Source organism: Coprococcus ammoniilyticus (assembly GCF_025567345.1).
Taxonomy (GTDB): Bacteria; Bacillota; Clostridia; order Lachnospirales; family Lachnospiraceae; genus Coprococcus; species Coprococcus ammoniilyticus.
On record NZ_JAOQJS010000003.1, the window covers coordinates 193,838 to 212,853 of the forward strand.

12 protein-coding genes and 2 pseudogenes are annotated in these 19,016 nt (G+C 41.9%); all 14 read right to left on the reverse strand.

Annotation, left to right across the window (positions count from 1 at the left end):
• Nucleotides 1-19: 19 nt before the first annotated feature.
• Nucleotides 20-331, reverse strand: coding sequence for a hypothetical protein (locus OCV60_RS05510; protein ID WP_055052945.1), 312 nt, complete (start codon nucleotides 329-331; stop codon nucleotides 20-22).
• A gap of 96 nt (nucleotides 332-427) precedes the next feature.
• Nucleotides 428-2,899, reverse strand: a complete 2,472-nt coding sequence (locus OCV60_RS05515) for a VirB4-like conjugal transfer ATPase, CD1110 family (protein WP_465245478.1) — start codon at nucleotides 2,897-2,899, stop codon at nucleotides 428-430.
• A gap of 328 nt (nucleotides 2,900-3,227) precedes the next feature.
• Complete coding sequence (locus tag OCV60_RS05520) at nucleotides 3,228-3,602, reverse strand: PrgI family protein (RefSeq protein WP_055052947.1); 375 nt, start codon at nucleotides 3,600-3,602, stop codon at nucleotides 3,228-3,230.
• Between the two features lie 16 nt (nucleotides 3,603-3,618).
• Complete coding sequence (locus OCV60_RS05525; RefSeq protein WP_055052948.1) at nucleotides 3,619-4,488, reverse strand: VirB6/TrbL-like conjugal transfer protein, CD1112 family; 870 nt, start codon at nucleotides 4,486-4,488, stop codon at nucleotides 3,619-3,621.
• A 23-nt stretch (nucleotides 4,489-4,511) separates the two neighbouring features.
• The gene (locus OCV60_RS05530) at nucleotides 4,512-4,727 is read right to left on the reverse strand and encodes a Maff2 family mobile element protein (protein ID WP_005338487.1); all 216 of its coding nucleotides are present in this window, start codon (nucleotides 4,725-4,727) and stop codon (nucleotides 4,512-4,514) included.
• 141 nt (nucleotides 4,728-4,868) lie between these two features.
• Nucleotides 4,869-6,170 (reverse strand): annotated as a pseudogene (locus OCV60_RS05535) (VirD4-like conjugal transfer protein, CD1115 family); the annotation flags it as partial.
• 109 nt (nucleotides 6,171-6,279) lie between these two features.
• Nucleotides 6,280-8,127, reverse strand: a complete 1,848-nt coding sequence (ltrA, locus tag OCV60_RS05540; RefSeq protein ID WP_055052949.1) for a group II intron reverse transcriptase/maturase — start codon at nucleotides 8,125-8,127, stop codon at nucleotides 6,280-6,282.
• 756 nt (nucleotides 8,128-8,883) lie between these two features.
• Nucleotides 8,884-9,480 (reverse strand): annotated as a pseudogene (locus OCV60_RS05545) (type IV secretory system conjugative DNA transfer family protein); the annotation flags it as partial.
• A complete protein-coding gene (locus OCV60_RS05550; RefSeq protein WP_055052950.1) occupies nucleotides 9,477-9,995 on the reverse strand; it encodes a PcfB family protein in 519 nt (172 codons plus the stop codon). The gene OCV60_RS05550 and the pseudogene OCV60_RS05545, both read right to left, overlap by 4 nt.
• 20 nt (nucleotides 9,996-10,015) lie before the next feature.
• A complete protein-coding gene (locus OCV60_RS05555) occupies nucleotides 10,016-10,876 on the reverse strand; it encodes a DUF6017 domain-containing protein (protein ID WP_242857114.1) in 861 nt (286 codons plus the stop codon).
• A 278-nt stretch (nucleotides 10,877-11,154) separates the two neighbouring features.
• A complete protein-coding gene (locus tag OCV60_RS05560) occupies nucleotides 11,155-11,313 on the reverse strand; it encodes a hypothetical protein (protein WP_167338125.1) in 159 nt (52 codons plus the stop codon).
• Between the two features lie 105 nt (nucleotides 11,314-11,418).
• On the reverse strand, nucleotides 11,419-17,406 hold the full coding sequence (locus OCV60_RS05565) for a SpaA isopeptide-forming pilin-related protein (RefSeq protein ID WP_055052953.1): 5,988 nt from the start codon (nucleotides 17,404-17,406) through the stop codon (nucleotides 11,419-11,421).
• A gap of 508 nt (nucleotides 17,407-17,914) precedes the next feature.
• Nucleotides 17,915-18,619 (reverse strand): sigma-70 family RNA polymerase sigma factor, encoded by a 705-nt coding sequence (locus tag OCV60_RS05570; protein ID WP_055052954.1) that lies wholly within the window; start codon nucleotides 18,617-18,619, stop codon nucleotides 17,915-17,917.
• 165 nt (nucleotides 18,620-18,784) lie between these two features.
• Nucleotides 18,785-18,925 carry a hypothetical protein gene (locus OCV60_RS05575; protein WP_167338126.1) on the reverse strand — a complete coding sequence of 47 codons (141 nt, stop codon included), beginning with the start codon at nucleotides 18,923-18,925 and terminating at the stop codon, nucleotides 18,785-18,787.
• Nucleotides 18,926-19,016 lie beyond the last annotated feature (91 nt).

The window sequence follows — 19,016 nt, forward strand, 5'->3', positions numbered from 1 at the left end:
CCCCTTTACTGTTTACCTGTTATTCTGCTTTATCCTGATAGCTCTCCCATTTTTCCAGTACCTCATCTGCCAGTCCTGCAATGGAATCTGTCAGCTTATCTGTAAGTCTTTCACTCAATGTTCTTCTTGCAGCCAAGCAGGAAGTAATCCCCATAAAGTCAATCAGTTCCGCTAAATACAGCAGATCATCTAACATCTCGCCAAACACCTCCTCCCCGTTACTGTCCTTTCCTTTTTCTAAAAGTTCTTTATAATTGTCTGCACAGATTCTCTCTGCAAATACACAGCAAGGTTCCCCATTGCATCTCTCAAAATTCGTATAATCTCTCATGTAGTGATCCTCCATTTCATTCTTGGGCAGAAAAAAGGCCGGAAATCTTTTCCCGGCTCATCCCCTGCTTTTGTTCTATTTTGTTTTTTATATTTTTTAATCGTCTCTTTCTCCGATACCAAGTTTTTTACGCTTCTCCACCTCATCCGGCTTAGAAGTCATCAACGCATACAGCATCAGGGAATTATCAAATTTATCCTTAAACGGGATAATGGTACTGCCATAAAAGACCAGTCCCTCACCTTCTCCACTGTTGGTAACATAAGAAAGCTGGTGTGGTGAGATATTCAGCTGCTTTGCAAGAATCTGCCTGTCACCGGATGCCTGGTTTAACATCAGGATAAAATCAGAATTTTCAAAGATATTTTCAATCTCACGGCTGGCAAGCAGGTCTTTTACATTCTGTGTGATACCCGTCGGAATACCGCCCCATTTACGGAATCGCTTCCAGATCTCCACGCTGTACGCAGCTGTCTGCTCTTCTTTTAAAAGCAGATGAAATTCATCAATGTAATATCTGGTACTCTTATTCGCTGAACGGTTAATCGTTACTCTGTTCCATACCTGATCCTGTACGATCAGCATACCAAGCTTTTTCAGCTGTTTTCCCAAGTCTTTGATGTCGAAACATACCATGCGGTTACTCAGTTCCACGTTAGTTCTGTGATTGAATACTTTCAGAGAACCATTGACGTAGATTTCCAGTGCAGTCGCAAGACGCTGTGCCTCCTGCTCCTTCTGCTCACGGAGAAGATTATATAAATCCTCTAAGATCGGCATCTTTTCCGGTACTGGGTCAGAAAGAAAGTCCTGATACACCAGACGCACACAACGGTCAATAACTGTTTTTTCTACCGGCTCCAGTCCATTCTTCCCACCAACTACCAGCTCACAAAGAGACAGGATAAAATCGGACTTTAAGGAAAGTGGGTCATCATCATCTGCGTAATCCAGATTGATGTCCATCGGATTGATATAATCATGGCTGGTCGGTGAAATGCGGATAACCTGTCCATGAAATGCCCGGAACAACGGATAATATTCTCCTTCCGGATCGCACACGATAATGTCATCTTTTGTCACGATAAATGCGTTGGTGATCTCACGCTTTGCCGCAAATGACTTACCGGCACCCGGTGTACCCAAAATCAAACCATTCGGGTTTTTCAGTTTCTTTCTGTCTGCCATGATCAGATTATTGGAAAGGGCATTTAAACCATAGTAAATGGATTCCCCACCCATAAACAATTCCTGTGTGGTAAACGGAACAAAGATTGCCGTAGATGTTGTGGTAAGTGCCCTTTTGATAGGCACAAGATTCATAGCAAGCGGCAGGCAGCTCATAAGCCCCGGCTCCTGCTGATAATCCAGACGTTTCAATGCACAGTTATATTTCTGTGCAATACCGGCAGTCTGGAATACGACATTTTCAAGCTCCTGCTTTGTCTCTGCCGTATTTAAAAACAGTGCCGTTACAAGGAACATTCTCTCATTCCTGGACTGTAAATCTTCCAGAAGTCTCTTGGCTTCTCCACCATATGTATTTAAGTCTGATGGGATAATATCCATGTCATATCCGGCACGAACTGCCTTTTTCTGCTCCTCAATCTTCATCCGGTTAATATCGGTCACCTTGCTCTTTACCAGCTTGATCGCTTTCATCTGGTCAATGGACTGGATATGGAAATTCACCATAAGGTTACTGTCCATCTCCAAAAACTCTGCCAGCATCTTGTCCGTAAGCTCTGGGGCAAGAATCTGAAGATAAGAAACGGCTCCTATCGTTCCACCCATCTGAAAGTCTTTTCCATTCTTAAATACAAAGCTGGTCGGTGCGATATAATCCTTTGTGCTAAGACCTGTCCGAAGTACCTCATCATAAGAAAAATGGAAAGGGACTTTACTATCCTGATTAAATGTCTCATACATGATCTGCAACCTTTCGGCTCCATTCAACGGATACGCTGTCACACCAAGAATCTTGAAGTTATTCATAATATCCGACTCGATACGTTCCAGTTTCGGTCGTGCTTCCCGGATACTCTCTGCTTCGATACCAAAGGTGATATACTTGGTACGCATCAATCCATTATTTCCTTTTGCCAGCTGATTATTAAGCATCTGTGCAAACTCCATACGCAGATCATCAAACTCATCCTCCTGCGGATTGATATGGATAACCTTTTCATACTCCGCCATGTTGCTGTGCTGATTGATAAAGGAAAGCTGAAAATGAATCGTGCTGTCAAAATAATTTAAGAAGTCGCACCAATTTTCAAAGATCGCATTTTTATCCTCATTCTGAGCTAACTGGTAGTTGATGTCATAAAAACGGATGGTCTTGGAATAAAATCTATCCTGCACACGGCAGATACCATCTCTCCCCATCTCATGATAAGGAATGGACTGCTGTGCTGTGATCCGTTTATCTTTGGCAGTATTTGCTACTTTCTTTTCTGTGGTACCACCTTTTCCGCCCGAAACCTTCTTCCCTTCCGGCTGCTGTCTCGGCGGTACTGTAGCTGAACTGCTCTTTTTCTTCTTTGCACTTTTCTTTGCTTCACGCATCGCCTGTTTCTCTGCTTTTGCCGCAAGCTTCGCTTCTTTCTTCGCATTTTTCTTATCCGCTTTTTCATGCTCTTTATGAAGTTTCGCTTCATATTTCTGCGCCCTTTTCAAAGCCTTCTTTTCCCTGCGGGTCAGCTTTCTGTTTGGTCGGCGTACCCCTCTCTGTCTTTCCAATGCTTCATAGCCTGTTACCATTGGCTCGCTGTGCAGTCTGCCGCTTACCGGCTTACTGCTGACCGCCGGATCTGGAATATCTTCTCCACCATCCTCTTCATCCAGCCAGTAATCATTTGGATAACATTCTTCTTCCAATCTCTGCGGTGGCTGTCTATCGTTTTTTCTTTTTAACACTCTTCTGTCCTCCCTTCTTTTTTCTGACCATGATAAATTTCTTCTCATACAGATTTTCCATCTGATACTTCCGTACCGGAGGACGGATAAATTTCACGGTGATCATATTTTTCAAAACCTTTTCTAACGGAAGTCCATCCTTTTCATACATGGCAAATAAAAATGCCGGAAGCATCAAAAGGCACATCCCGGTGGCTGCGTTACTGGAACCGATGATCCCTCTGGTAAGGAAATAAAACGGAACTCCTACTGCCGCCGCAATCCCAAAACAGATCAGCTGCCGTTTGGTCAGGTTGAAGATGATCTTATTTTTAACCTTGGTTAAGTCTTTAGGCACTGATACAAATGCCATTGCCAGTTCCTCCTTTCTAGTGAGCGTTGAAGATACTACGGGCAAAGTTTCCTGTTTTCATCAAACTGAAACAAAGGATCACCGTGTATGCCATCACGCCGAACAATGCAGAATGAATGTTATCTGACATCTGGATATTCGCTACTAAGACTGCGTAAATTCCCACGCAGACCATCATAAAGAATCCCTGAAATGCCAGTGCAAACAATCCACGAAGATAGTTGTTTCCAATCTGCCCCCATTCCCGGTTAGACATAGTTGCAAATGGAATAGCTCCAACGGACGAATAGAGATAGATTTCAATCATACGCCCATACAAAATCACTGTAATAAAGACTGAGATAACCTTCATACACAGGCTCACAAGCATCGTTTCCAGTGCCAGTATGACAAGTTCACCGATTTCCATAGATTCCATTGCCGTTTCCATCGTGGTAATCATCGTATCTATATTGATCGCTGTATCGGAACTGATGACACCAGCGGCCCGGCTCACTACTGACTGCCCGACATCAAATACCGCCATGGTAATCGTGAATGTATGGCTGACGATCCAGACTGCCACCCACATCTTGAAAAAATATTTAAAGAACATCCATGTATCAATGTCATGCATATTGTTCTTTTCTGTTAACATGGAAATCAGCTCATAACAAAGCACAAAGGTAATAATCATACCAGCAATCGGCACAATGACCGAATCGGAAAGATTTTGTATCATGCTGTAAATGTTCCCATTCCAGCCCTGCGGTGTCTGCCCAACCTGAGCAGCAATCTGACCGGTCTTTTCATTGACATCGGTATACATTGTTGTCAGGTTGGAACTTACCATGCCTGTCAGAAGATTCCTCATCCATTCTTCAATCGCTTCAAATATCCGATCCATGAGTCATCTCCCTCCTAAGTTTCTCAGCTAAACAAACCGGAAAGTAACGGTACAAGCTGGGTGCCAATCAAAACAACACCACCTCCCGCCATCAGCTGCTTAATCCCCTGGGATTTTGCACCTGGGTTGTCATTACCATATCCTTCCAGCAGGTTGATGACACCCCATACTGCAAGACCAGCTCCGATCGCTACTACAAGAGTCTGTAAAATATTAATTGCCTGATTAAAAAACGCCATAGTCGTTGTCTCCTTTCAAATCTTTGCTTTTTATCAGTTTCTATCTATGTTTTAAAAAGTCTCTTCCGGCTCTGCCCTTATGGGCGGCCTTTCATGATCTCTCAAATCCATCACCTCCCCGTAAGGGCAAAGAAAAAAGAGCTATGTGTTTAAATCTTTCACATGCTCTGCTTCCTTGTTTTCTATATTTAATTCTTCTGCCAGACTTTCCTCTGAAAAGGCATACAGGTCAAATTCCTGTGCCCTTGTCAGCTTCACTTCCATCCGATGCCGCATATACGCTTCCACATCAAATTCATTTTTCTTATCATAGTCCGACAATTCCTTGTATCGTTTATGCTTGGTAATATCGAACTTGTCACTGAAAAACGGTCTGACACCTCTCAGCTGAAGGATACATTTACTGCCATCCATGACCGCAAGCTCGTCCCGGCTCATCAATTCCTTTCCTGTTTTCTGATAATTCATCCCATAAGAACGGCTCTGCCCACGGGTATCAGAAGTGTTGTATAAATCAATCGTTTCCTTTCCCAGTGTCTCGGAAATCTCCTTTAATGTGGAACTTTCCTTGCCTCCAAGGAACAACATCGTATCGCAGTTACCTAAAATAGTTTCAGCAGCATCTTTATAGATGGTCTTAAGCTGTGACTGCGACTGGAGGATAATGGATGCTGAAATCTCACGGCTACGAATAGTTGCGATCAGCTTGTCAAATTTCGGAATCTGTCCGATATTTGCAAATTCATCAGCTAATATTCTGACATGATATGGTAATCGTCCATGGTGTACATCGTCTGCCCTGTCACATAACAGGTTAAATAACTGGCTGTACATCATTGCCACAACAAAGTTAAACGTATCATCGGTATCTGAAATAATGATAAACAATGCTGTCCTCTGATCCCCTACCATATCCAGTTCCATTTCATCATAGCTCATGATCTCACGAAGCTCCGCAATATCAAATGGTGCCAGTCTGGCTCCACAGCTAATCAGAATCGACTTCGCTGTTTTGCCGGCGGCTAATTTATATTTTTTATACTGACGTACTGCAAAGTGTTCCGGTTCTTCTTTCTCCAGTTCCTCAAACAGCATATCTACTGCATTTTTAAATGTCTCATCATCTTCCCTTGTTTCCGATGCATTGATAAATTCAAGCAGTGTCGCAAAGTTCTGTTCCTCCTCCGGTGCTTCATACCAGATATAGCCAATCAATGCACAATACAGAAGCCTTTCTGCCTTCGTCCAGAAATCCTCACTGGACTTCTCCCCTTCCCCTTTGGTGTTTACCATGATAGTATTCACCAGTTTCAGAATATCTTTTTCAGAATGGATATAGTGGAACGGGTTATAGTGCATACTCTTGGAAAAATTGATTGTATTCAATACTTTCACTTTATATCCATGCCGTACTAGCATCTTTCCGCACTCAATGATGATCGATAGCGATAGGTAAGGCTTTGAAGTAATCTCCACCTTTTCCCCCGCTCTACACCGTACATGATGTTTTCGCATCATACGGCGTGCCATCATACTCAAGTAAATTTATAAGTTATCTTTTCTTAATTGGTAGTAATCCATAATTTTCACGCAATCGGTTGAATCTCCGTCTTTGCTTGTCGTCCATATTGAATTTCTTCATTATTCTGATAGTTTCTGAAATATCCTCTGTCATAACAGCTCGCCATACTTCCTCTGAAATAAATGCGATATTAGTATGCTTATCTGTACCACCTTCACCTACTGGAATTTTCCTTATACATTTCATTTGATGTACATTCAGCCTATTTCCCATGACATAGCAGTTCCCCTGTTGCACGAGGTATGCAGAAATACTATTATCATTAAATTCAATGCTTTCATTAGGATTCCTATACTTCATCACATTTCGTAATTCCTGTGTTTCTACACATTGGACAGATTTATGAATCTTTTCTCTTCCTTTTGCTGTATAGCTGGTAATATCTTGTGAGAAATTTATAGGATGTTTGTGATGAACTCCTGTAAGTGGCAGTAGTGGCATTTTGCCTACTGTTATAATTTTGGTTTCTTTCTTGATTCCTACAGTTTTCTGTTGAAATTCATAGGGCGTTTCCGCAAACGGAATTGTACTTCCAATACATGATAATCTGGTTCTAAAGGTTGGTAAGAGAGCGTAATTAACATCCGTTAGATTGTTATATATGTTGGTAGCAATACAATAATAATTCTGTATTCCTATCACTGCCATGTTATAGGCATTGATTCTACCAACAGTTGTGTGTTTTCTTATATTAATCACTTTTGCCTTTAATTCAGCAATAACCTTTTTGATGGCTTTATCGCTCATATCAGTTTTAGCAATGTATCCATATCTGGTCTTGCCTTTTGGCAGGACTTTAATTTTGAATCCCAGAAAATCAGAAGAGTTCTTTCGGAGATTAACAACTTTGGATTTCTCCGGACTAATGTCGAGTTTTAATCTTGACTTTAAAAAGTCTATTGTCGCATGATAATATCTTTGTGCATCAGTATAACTTCTGCACATAATTTTAAAATCATCAGCGTAACGCACCACATACCCATCTTTTAGATTTGTATATTTTCGTGCATAACTCAGCCAGCCCTTACTTCCTTTCATGTTGCCTTTCTTCACTCCATTTGGTGTAAAAGTCTCCCACTGGCTACTTACCCACCAATCAAGTTCATTCAGCACAATGAGCGAAAGTAACGGACTAATCAGCCCACCTTGCGGTGTACCCTTGTCCGGTATTCCTTCTCCTTCAATTTCTGATTTTAATATTTTGCTAATGATACATAGCAATCGTTTATCTCGTATACCTAATGTCCATATCTGTTTTAGCAGCTTTCCGTGGTTTACATTATCAAAGAAGCCCTTGATGTCCACATCCACACAATAATAATGTTTATACATATTTACCATGCTGACAACTCTGCTGACCGCATGGTGGGCATCTCTATTTTGCCGGAATCCATAGGAGTGATTATGAAACTTAGGTTCACAAATCGGCTCTAACACCTGTAAGATACACTGTTGTATCAGTCTATCCCAGATACATGGAATCCCTAACGGACGCTTTTTATCGCTTCCGGGCTTAGGAATAAAGACCCTCCTGACTGATTGCGGATGATAATCTGCTAATTGTTTTCTGACAGTTTCAATTACTTCCCTGTCCGATAGACCTTTGATATCCTCGATTGTTTTACCATCTGTACCAGCGGTTTTACTTCCGCTATTGGTTTTTAGGTTTCGGTATGCCAGGCAAATATTCTGCTCTGAACCGATAATTTCTAATAACTTATAAAAGTTGTTACCATTTTTGCTCTGCTGATACAACTCATCGAATGCTTTCTGCATATCGTAATATTCGTTGTACCGGAGCTTAGCTTTCTTTTGTATGGTCTGTAACCTCCTATCTGGGAGTTATTACATCTCTTAGTCTTACTCGAACCCATACCATTTGTAACTTATTTACTCTAATGTATGACTAGTGGCTATCCCTCCACCGCTTGTTATCACGGTTTCATCGGTACTATGCCACCGCTTTCACTGACATTATCTCCCTTATATCATCGCTAATCTCACGATGACTTTCCCGTTCGATACGTTTCATAGACAGTAAAATCTCCACGCTGTCAGCTTACGACGTTCCGAATGCGTTATCTGTTCATATATACCCGTAGGTTCCCATCTCTGAGCCTGCTACCACATCAATGCCTGTAACATTGCACGGATTTTCATAAAGGCAGAAGTCTTACTCACCCGCAGTAGCAACACTAGTTGTGTTACTAAGCATTTCTACTTAGTCCCGATATAGACCCGTACATTCGAGGGTTCGTCAGTGGATTATGTAACATCCACCATTCTAACCATAGGTATTTTATAGACTCCCGGCATATAGGATACACCATCCACCTCTGGACAGCTTTCGTCAACTACTATTGTTACGGTATCTCTCTGCCGACTTCACCGGGCTTCTGACATTTCAATGTTTACTCATTTCCATGCCAGCCGGAGTATTAGAGTAGCCTTTCAGGGCGTTACCCCTTCATTCGACTATTCACGCATTCAGTTCTCCAACTCGAACTAATTTCATTACAATAAACAATGATTCAGTTGAGATGTGCCAGTCCTTTTCAGACTGGAACGTCTCGCACTTCCCTTGGGGTCCGTGACCACATAGCTGATATATTTTCCCATCTGCATCAGATTTGGTTTTACATAAAACCGGGTCTTTCCGGAACCAGATCCGCCGATTACAATCACGTTCTTGTTCCTTGCAAATTTCGGATTCTTGGGTCTGCCGTTCATAGTCAACCGTTCAGTCATGGTAAGAAGAATATTGTTCTCAAATATTGGGTCGATAAAGGGTGCAATGTCTTTTGCTGTCCCCCATCTAGCCGAACCATACTCCACACCCTGCCGAAACTTTTTGGCATTTTTCCCTTTCAGATAAACCATGAGCTTCACTCCCACAGCTCCGGTCAATCCAACCAGCAATTCATTTTTATGCATACTTGGAAGAATCCTGCTAAATGCCAGCTGAAAATTCAGGACTAACACTATCAGTCTTTCTATCATGGAATTACCTGCACAGTATTGATACAACCATGCCAGCTTATTCCCCACATAAAAAATCATGATATACGGAAGATTCAGCAGAATGAGCCGAAGCAGCTTATGTACATCCACCGGCGGTAATCTCTCCAGGTATCCTTTTCCTACACCAAGCAACTTCTGTAATCTGCTCATAATGACGGCTCTTTCTCCTTTCCTTTTGTTTTCTCCAGTTCTCTGTGCTTTTTAAGCGACTTGGAAATCGCCTGCTGAAGCTTTTTCCTTACAGATGGCTTTTTATCCTTGTTCAGAGATTGTCCTGTATATTCTTTAAAAGCCGCAGTCATTACATCTGCATCTCTGGCTTTAAAGAACACATAATATCTTGGCGGATCAGCGTTCACATCTTTTTTCAGGCTGAAATCAATGCTGTACTTTTTTGCTACACGCTCAAACGATTTGATGTTTCCATCCGTAATCTCAATATTGGAAAGCTGTACATTCTGCTTCATCAGCTTATCCATACTCTGCTTTCCCTTATAGGTTTTATCCTCTTTATCCTGCTTAGGCTGTTTCTGCCCCTTCAGCTTTTGTTTCTCCTGTTCCATCTTAACAAGAGCTTTTTTCATTGCTGCCTTTAACAGATTTGCAGTGACCTTCCCACATCGGATACAAAGCGATACGGTTTTTTCGTTTACTTCATCCTGCACTTATCTCACTCCTCCTTTCTTTATTCTTCACTGTCACCATACATATCGTGCTGCACCAGTGCGGAATAATAATTGCTGATCGTAAGTGGTGCATTATATAAAACTGTCAGTAAATACTGCCGGATATTGATCACCTTACTGGTATTCTCCTTCAAGCATTTCAGGACAAACCGGATGTGTTCAGAATTCAGTTTCAAAAACTGACTTTTAACCACATCCTTTGGCTTTCTGTCCCCACCTATCCGTATCATTTCCTGTTCGGAACAGACAGTATCCACAATCAGCTCCACAATCTCGTTCAGCATATCCCGGTTATACACATCAACCAGATATTCGTACCCAATGTTGTTCAAGATCATCTGGTGGTATACTTCTCTTTCCATTCGTTTCCTGTGCATTTCTTCACTTTCTTCGGAATAGAAAGAAAGATACTCAGTATCACTCCTATCAGTGTCACTTATTTCAGTCTTATTATCCTCAGTATCATTACCCGGCATTTCTGACATATCTGTACCTGTCATTTTGGCATTTCCAGAAATGTCATTTTGACGTGTCTGGATATTCCTTTTATACATATCCCGTTGCGTACATTTGCGTACATAAATCCTATCCGGTCTGCCTAACCCCTGCCGTATCCTCGTAATCAATCCAATTCCTTTCCGACTGTCAAGCTCTGCTAACAGATTCCCTACCTTTTTCAAGCCACATCCCATCATGCCGGAGATCTGCTCCTGGGAAAAATAAATATATACCTTTCCCTCTTCATCCAGCCACCGATTCTTTATAGATAGCTGCATACGGTCAAGCAAAAGTCCATAAAGCAATTTCGCTTCACAGGAAAGGCTCTTAAACTGCGTATTGGTAAAAAGGACTTTAGGCACACGGTAAAAAGAATAGGATTCAGCTTCTTCACCGTAATGATACGGAAATTCATATGTATTATCCTGTGTTCCGATGCTCCTTCACTTCTTTCATAGCCTTCACAATGCAGTAACCCAGACAGGGAGTATGTTTTCCATAGGGACAGCCTTCACATGGCTCCCAGTGAGTTACCTTCCTGCGAAGTGGCGGAGAAGAAATACGATAAAAACATTCTTTCCTTTTGCATTTCTTTCTCCTGGCACTAAAGAAGTAACAATACGCACAGTCCGAAGGCTTATCACTTGCATACCCTACTTCTGTCATCTTCCTGCTCCTTTCCTTCTCTCAGCTTGTTATACTGTTCATCGGATTCCTTTCCAACTCTTATGCAGCAGTATAAAACAAACCCATATACCAGGAATACGATAATCCCTGCAACGATCAATACTGTTTTCATCCCATTTCTTCTCCCTTCACTTTTTTATCAGTATTAGCAAAAAGGGCATCTATGAAACACTTGTCCATAAATGCCCTATTCCTCTTTAAGAAATCTTAGGATCTCTTATTTTTTCTTCTTTTTGCGGAGAATCACAGTACCTCCGACTCCTGCCATTCCAACTCCTGCAAGCAGAATCCAGAAAAGGATCGGTGTGTTATCTCCTGTCTTCGGTGAAGTAGATGTCTTTGTTGTCTCAGTATCTTTTGTTTCTGGTGTTGATGTTGTTTCTGGTGTTTCCGCCGGAGTCTCTGTTGGTGTTTCCGTCGGCTTCACTTCGTCCTTCATCACTACTTTCTGGATCTCTCCTGTATCTTTTACTGTAAACTTCACATCTTCTGCTACCAGGTATCCATCCGGTGCAGTCTCTTCCCGAAGTGTATATTCTCCAATCGGAAACATTTCAATATAGTGTGGTTTTTCCTCGGATGTCCAGCTCTCCACTGTCTTTCCATCTTTATCAAGGATTGTCAGCTTCGCTCCCGGCAGTTCCTTACCAGAAATATCGGTCTTGGAAATCTGCACTTTTGTCACATCATCCTTCATTTCTACCTTCTGTACCTCACCGGTATCTTCAACCGTAAAGGTAATGCTCTCTGCTGTAACATAGCCATCCGCTGGAAGTGTCTCTGTCATGGTATACTTTTTACCAACTGTCAGTTCTTTAATGATATGCGGCTCTTTTCCGGAAGTCCATTCATCCACGGTATTTCCACTTTCATCAGTCACTTTCAGTTTTGCTCCCTCAATCTCTTTTCCATCCGTCAGAGATGTCTTGGTAAATTCTACGGTTGTTGCCTCATCTTCAAAAGTAAACTCATAGGAAAGAGTCTCTTTTTCAGCTCCACCATACTCAAAAGTAAACTCCTGTACCTGATCTGTAGTCGCAAATCCCGGTGCTGGTGAAGTTTCCTTCACATAGTAGGTATGACCAAGAGGAAGATCCGCAGTAAAAGTCAGTTTTCCATCTTTATCTGTAGCCTGTTCTTCAATCACCGTATCCGCTTTCAGGATCACATCACCTTTTGCATTGACAATATCATCCTTATTGCACAGAGTAAATACCGCTCCTTCCAGTACACGGTCAGAATCTTTCGCTTTTTTCAGCACTTTCACTTCTGCCTTCTGACGTTTGTTCTGCCAGTCCGCAGAGTAAGTAACTTCCGCAGTATTCTGGTCACGGTAAGTCAGATCAACCTCACGGGTTTCCCCATCAAGGACATAACCGTTTGCTGTCTCCTTCTCTTTGACATAATATTTGCCAAGAGGAAGATCGGTCAGTTTTGCCACACCAGTCTCATCCGTTGTAATGGTTGCTACCAGTGCATCCTTTTTGTAATAATCCTCACTCTCACCATCCGCTGCTTTAATATCCTCTAAGGCATAAACTTCAAAAGTAACCTCTTTCAAGGAACCAGAGAGATATTCAAACAGATGCTTGAGCCAGCCACCAACGGAATCCAATGCAGATACTTTGTCCAGGAACTCACCTTTTTTATTGATGATCAGTGTTCCAGTCGGTACGGCATCCTTCATTTCTACTTTCTGAATTTCTGCAGTATCCTCCACAGTAAATGTGATCTCTTCTGCCATCAGATAACCATAAGGAGCCATTTCTTCACGAAGTGTATAAGTCTCCCCAGCAGTCAGTCGTTCAATCAGATGTTCTTCCCCTTTTACAGATTTCCATGTATCTACCACATTTCCATCTTTATCAAGCACTGTAAGAGTGGCACCAGAAAGCTCTACTCCTGTAGTAATATCTGACTTCTTGAATGTTACTTTTGTTGGCTGGTTCTTAAATATAGATTCCAGTTTTACCACTTTCACATCCTGTCCCTGATATTTCGCAGTTACTTCCAGTGTCTCAAATGAAGATACATAACCGGCAGGAGCTGCAAGCTCTTTGATATAATAGCTTCCGAATGGAAGATCAGATTCAAACACTGCCTTTCCATCTTCATCGCTGACTGCTTTTCCAAGCAGAGTGTCTGCTTTCACAATCACTTCTCCATGAGCGTGAATATCTTCCTTTGCATAAAGTCCAAATTCTGCACCTGCTACAACCGTCTCGTTCTCAGCATCCTGTTTTACTACGGATACCTCTACCTTCTGACGGTCATTCTCAAAAGCTGCTGTCTGCTCGATCACTGGTGTTTTCTGGTCTTTGTAAGAGAAAGTAACGGTCTGTGCCTCTTCGTTTAACACAAAGCCCTCTGGTGCTGTCTTTTCGACAACCTTATACGTTCCAAGAGGAAGGTCAGCAATCTGTGCTTTTCCGTCTTTATCGGTCGTAACCGTTCCCACTAATGCTCCAGAAGCATATTCCAGAATACGGCTGCCCTGGTCATCTTTCTGGAAATCCGCTGTGTAAATATCCTCAGCTGCATATACTTCAAAAACTGCACCTTCCAGATTTTCTTTCTGGTAAGTGAAATCGTCCTTAAATCCATTCAGAACCTCACCCTGTTTTACGATGTTCAGTTCCCCTTTGACCGGATGGTTTTCATATACGATCTCAATGATGACATCGCCAGAAGTTCCGTCCATCTGATATGCCGTATTGGAATCTACATTCACCTCATAGTAATTCTCATTCAGAGTATATCCATAAGGTGCATTTACTTCCTCAATACGGTAATGCCCGATCTTAAGATTCTGCGGAAGGATCAAATATCCCTGCTCATCTGTAAAATAGGATTTATGTTTTACCGTAGTCGGATAAGTCGTTACCTGCTCCACATATTTTTCAGTGTCCATGTTGAAAATCTTGAACTCTGTATTTTTCTGAAGCACTGCTTTCTTTGTCTCGTCATCCTGTTTGATGATTTTCAGCTTCGCTTCAAACTCTTTATCCAGCATCACTCTCCATACCTGCGGAGTGCTTGGATGATTCTCTGTAATCTGTACAATAAAATCATCTACCGGAGTATAGTTATGCGGAGTTGTTGTCTCACGGACAATATACGTTCCATAAGGGATTGCAATACTGCAGGCATAACCTTTCTTGTCTGTAAAGATTTCTGTTGCACCATTTTCTCCGATCACTACTGGTTTGGCGGAATCAAAATCATAGCTGCCATCTTCATTTACTTTCAGGGAAGATACCAGATAAGCGGTAAAGCCAGCCCCTTTCAGTAAGTCTGCATCGGTCTTTCCATTGTTCGCTGCTTTAATGATCTGGAATGGCTGTTTCATCACCTGCTCCAGAGACAGACAATCACGTTTTACTTCTGCTACAAGGTCCCCCTCGTAATTGCAGACCAGATCATGTTCTTCCTCATCTGCCAGATAACCGGTTGGAGGAGTGATCTCTTTTACATAGTAATTGCCAAGATATAATCCATCCACAGAAGCCTGTCCATTCTTATCTGTCGTAAGAGTGGCAACCTGTTCTCCTGCTTTATAGATCACACCAGTCGCACCGTCCGGATGCACAATGTCCTCACGGGCATAAAGTCCGTACACTGCTTTTTCCAAAGTGGCATCGCCCTGTGGAACTGCCTTTTTGGTTTCTTTATCCTGCTTCTGCAAAGAAATCTTAGCTGTCACACGCTCATTTTTGAATGTATGCTTAAATGTCTGTTTTGCCTCTTTATCATTTGTATATGAGAGAGCAAACGTATAAACATCTTCTGTATTTCTCACATAACCTTCCGGAGCCTGCACTTCCTTCACATCATAAGAAAATCCAAGTGGCAGATCTGCTGTAAACTTTGCTGTACCGTCTGCTCCTGTTGTCACTTTCTGGATCAGCGTACCTTTCTTCACAACAACTGTACCATCTGCATTGGTAATATCACTTGCAGCATAAAGTCCAAAGATTCCTCCATCCAGAGGATTTTCTGTATCTTCATCCTGTTTGGTAACAATCACTTCTGCTTTCTGTCTGTCGTTCGTAAAGGTTGTCTCGGAGAAAACAACATCCACATTTTGTCCAGCATAAGAAAGAGTCACTTTCTTCTCCTCTCCAGCATTATAAAATCCTGTCGGAGCCTGCTTTTCCTTTACAACATATGTACCAAGATGCAGATTTTTAAGAACGATGGCTCCATTCGTATCTGTTGTCAGATTTTCTTTTACCAGATCACCCTTGCTGTAAACTTTTGTGCCATAGGCAGTTTTAATATCTGCTCCGGCATACACATCGTAAACCGCACCTTTCTGTCTACGTTTCTCATACTTAAATGTTGTACCGTTCTCTGTCACGTCAGCACCAACAAGTACCTCACCTTCTTTATAAACGGTAAGCTGTCCCAGCTGTTCTTCATCTGGAACTGTAACAGTTGTGGTCTTGCTGACTTCCAGTTTCACATTATAAGCGGTTGCATTGATACGGTATCCGCTTGGTGCTGTAATCTCTTTGAGATATACGGTCTCCTGTGTCTTAACAATCTGTACAGACGCTTCACCATTTGCATCTGTTGCCGGTAACTTTGTGATCAGCTTCGTACAATTAGCATCGCTGTATAAGCCAAACACTGCCCCGGCCAGCTTCGCATTCGCCTTGGCATCTTTCTTAATCACCTTAACGCTTGCGTACTGTACCCAGGTTACTTTAAAGTCCACATATTTCTCATCATCCACACCTTCACCAAATACCAGTGCTAAATCCTGTGAACCTGACCCTGTGCTGATCTTATAAGCAGAATAGTCTTTTGTTACGCTTCCTTTCATCGTAGCTGACCAGCTTCCTGCAACATCCTGCACCTGTGTCAATGGTGCTGATAAATAAAACTTTGTTCCACCAATGATCTCTACGGCTTCCCCAGCTTTACTTGTCTTTCCGGTTGTTACATTATGAAGCTTCACGCCACTTGGAAGTTTCATCGTGATACTCTGTAGTTTGTCTGCCTTAAATGTAATCTCCTTTGTTCTCTGGCTGCTGCCATCTACATAAGCAGTTACATTTGCATCCGAAAAACTCATATCGACATCCGGGATCTCCGGCTGTGAAATACAGTAGTTATACAATTTCATAGCAAGTGTTTTTGCTTTGCTGCTTGCTCCGGAAAAAGCGGAATCTCCACCATTTGCATATGATGCAGCAAGATGAACCAAAATAAATCTGGCACCTGCACTTAAATTGCCATAACCGTTCTCTTCTGTAAAGAATCCTTCATCACCTGCCGCCTTCGTTCCATAATAGCAAACCTTAGCCAGTTTCTTACCGTCACTCAGCTTTGTAATATCGTATGTTCCGGTTCCAGGACTGGATTTCTCCGGCTGGATACAATAAGCGGTTGCAGAAACATTTCCAAACTTCACGGTGTACTTATACGTCAGATAGCTTCCATACCCATAATCCGAATACTGATAGCAGGCTCCTCTGGTCACAGTTACCTTCTTTGTGCTTCGGCTTGATGCTTCCCTTGCCATGAAAGTAACCGCTTCCCCTTCTTCCATTGAATAAAGGTCAATACCACTATCCTCTGCCTGATCCATTACTTCAGAAACAGTTAATCCAGACTCTTCATCTGTTGTGACTTCCTCCTCTTCTGGCAAATCAGTTACTATTTCCGTCTGCCCTTCTGCATCGGCATCTTCTTCCGCATTACCAGAATCTTCTGTCTCGCCAGCATTTCCTTCACCGACGGTATTTTCAGAAGTATTTGGTTCTGTCAGCTGTTCTGTTTCCGGCTCTTTTACGGTTACATTTCGGCTGATACGATAAGAAGGATTTCCACTGACTGGCTCTACCTTATAAACTGTTTTATAGGTATCTGCCTGGTATGTGTCAAAATCATCTCCTGCCTCATTCTTCGCTTCATACAGCTCTACTTTCACTTTGGCATCATTGATTCCTTCAATACCGGAAAAATCCACCTTAATGTCAAAATCAGAACCATAATCAATGCTGTAATCATTGGCAGTTAAAATCTCATCCGCAGCCAGTTTATCTTTCACCGCTTCCAGTTCCGGATACTGTGCTTCAAAAGAAGAAGCTGCCTTTTCCGGTTCTGCTGCATAAGCAGTCATTGGCTGTGCCACAGCACTTGCAATCGTAATAACAGATAATACTCCAGACATTACTCTTTTCAATGTCCCTTTCATTCTCAATACCTCACTTTGCTTTATTTTTTCTGTTACCGGTTTACAGGCTTTCACCTGTCTGATACAATCAAATCATAGGCATCACCCCGTTTTAAATTATTTGTGCCAAAATCATTACTGATGACAGCACAGTCATACGCCGGAACCTGCAAAAGCAAAAGCTCCGACGCATGGTCTACTGTCATCGCCCGGCGAACCGGGCATAACAAAAATAAGGATTGAGCATTTCCGATCAGAAGAGAACTTCCACTGGCCGCAAAATGCGTAGCTGAGCTTTCATCCTCCTCTGACCTTTTATTCAGTTATCAAGGTACGGTGGATTGGGATTAAATCATTTAGAAATGTTGTCTTGAATGACTTTTCCCTCTTTCCACTAATCACAGGCGGCAGAGGGCAAAAGGTCAGAAAAATTTCAAAAAAATTTTTTAGAATATAAATGCTATTTAGAATTGAAAATAAACTTACAGGGAAACTGCTTTACACATGCAGCTTCCCCTTCTCATTTTACTTATCTTTTTTTGCCATCTTCATCATAATTCTTCTCTATTTTATTAAGAGCATATTTCAATATTTCTGTTACGGCATTTCTCTTTACTCCATTTTCCTTTGCAATCTGTTTATGTGTTTTCTGATTCCAGTAAAATTCCTGAACTACTTTTTTCTGCTTATCACTAAGTACACTCATCATCTCTTCTGCGATCTGCTGACGGTTCACACGTTCTTCTACATCCATCAATTCATCTTCCATTCCTTCAAAATCCTCTGAAATGCCATTGAATGAAATGCAGCGTCCCCGATCACGAGTAGCCAGATTATGTGCCAGCCGGTCCTCGCCAATCAGCATCAGACGCAGATACCATTCTTCCTTTTCAAAAAAACTTTCCTCTAATTCACAGAAATATTTCTTCTCACGAAGTCCTGTCTCTGGATTCCAGGTATTATACTTCTCATCTTCCTTTCTCTTCTTTTCTGTCACAGAAGAATAACCATAACCAAGTTCCAAATTTACCGGGAATACCGTTGCTCTGTTTCCGATGCCATAAACCGCATATCCGGACTGATATACAATAATATGTACCTCATTCACTCCTGCTCCTGTTATTTTATGAGCAACTACCGGTGATTCCCCTGTACGAAGCTGCTTCGGTGTAGGAAGTTTCTCTCCTCTCTTTGGTGTGTCGATCAGTTCTTTCAGTGTTCTTAATGTCAGCATAATTGCCACCTTTCTCGCAGGAACCGGTGACAAAAAGAAAGGCAGCTAAGCTAAATAGACCCCGATTCCGCTAATTTTTTTTATTAGCGGAACCGAAGCTCCAGCCTGCTGCCTTCTGTATGGAAAAATCTGCTGCACAATCACAGTGCTAAGATTCAACCAGCATTATTTACTTCTATTTACTACTGATACGGTATCCGTCTTATTCTCTTTTTCTTTCTGACGGATTTCCTTTAATACATCTGAATAATCACCAAAGGCATCGTAGGGACACCTGCGGCGAAACTCTAATTCTTCCTGAGTCATGTTCTGTCCTCCTTATTTCAGCACCTCGCTGTTGATGCTTTGATTATAGAATAATCATTTTCGTTTTTCCCCGGCAGATGTGTGGAAATCC

Excerpts from the sequence above, each read along its gene's own strand:
- OCV60_RS05510 (WP_055052945.1), bottom strand. The coding sequence starts at position 331 with ATGAGAGATTATACGAATTTTGAGAGATGCAATGGGGAACCTTGCTGT.
- OCV60_RS05515 (WP_465245478.1), bottom strand. The coding sequence starts at position 2,899 with ATGCGTGAAGCAAAGAAAAGTGCAAAGAAGAAAAAGAGCAGTTCAGCT.
- OCV60_RS05520 (WP_055052947.1), bottom strand. The coding sequence starts at position 3,602 with ATGGCATTTGTATCAGTGCCTAAAGACTTAACCAAGGTTAAAAATAAG.
- OCV60_RS05525 (WP_055052948.1), bottom strand. The coding sequence starts at position 4,488 with ATGGATCGGATATTTGAAGCGATTGAAGAATGGATGAGGAATCTTCTG.
- OCV60_RS05530 (WP_005338487.1), bottom strand. The coding sequence starts at position 4,727 with ATGGCGTTTTTTAATCAGGCAATTAATATTTTACAGACTCTTGTAGTA.
- OCV60_RS05560 (WP_167338125.1), bottom strand. The coding sequence starts at position 11,313 with ATGAAAACAGTATTGATCGTTGCAGGGATTATCGTATTCCTGGTATAT.
- OCV60_RS05565 (WP_055052953.1), bottom strand. The coding sequence starts at position 17,406 with ATGAAAGGGACATTGAAAAGAGTAATGTCTGGAGTATTATCTGTTATT.
- OCV60_RS05570 (WP_055052954.1), bottom strand. The coding sequence starts at position 18,619 with ATGCTGACATTAAGAACACTGAAAGAACTGATCGACACACCAAAGAGA.
- OCV60_RS05575 (WP_167338126.1), bottom strand. The coding sequence starts at position 18,925 with ATGACTCAGGAAGAATTAGAGTTTCGCCGCAGGTGTCCCTACGATGCC.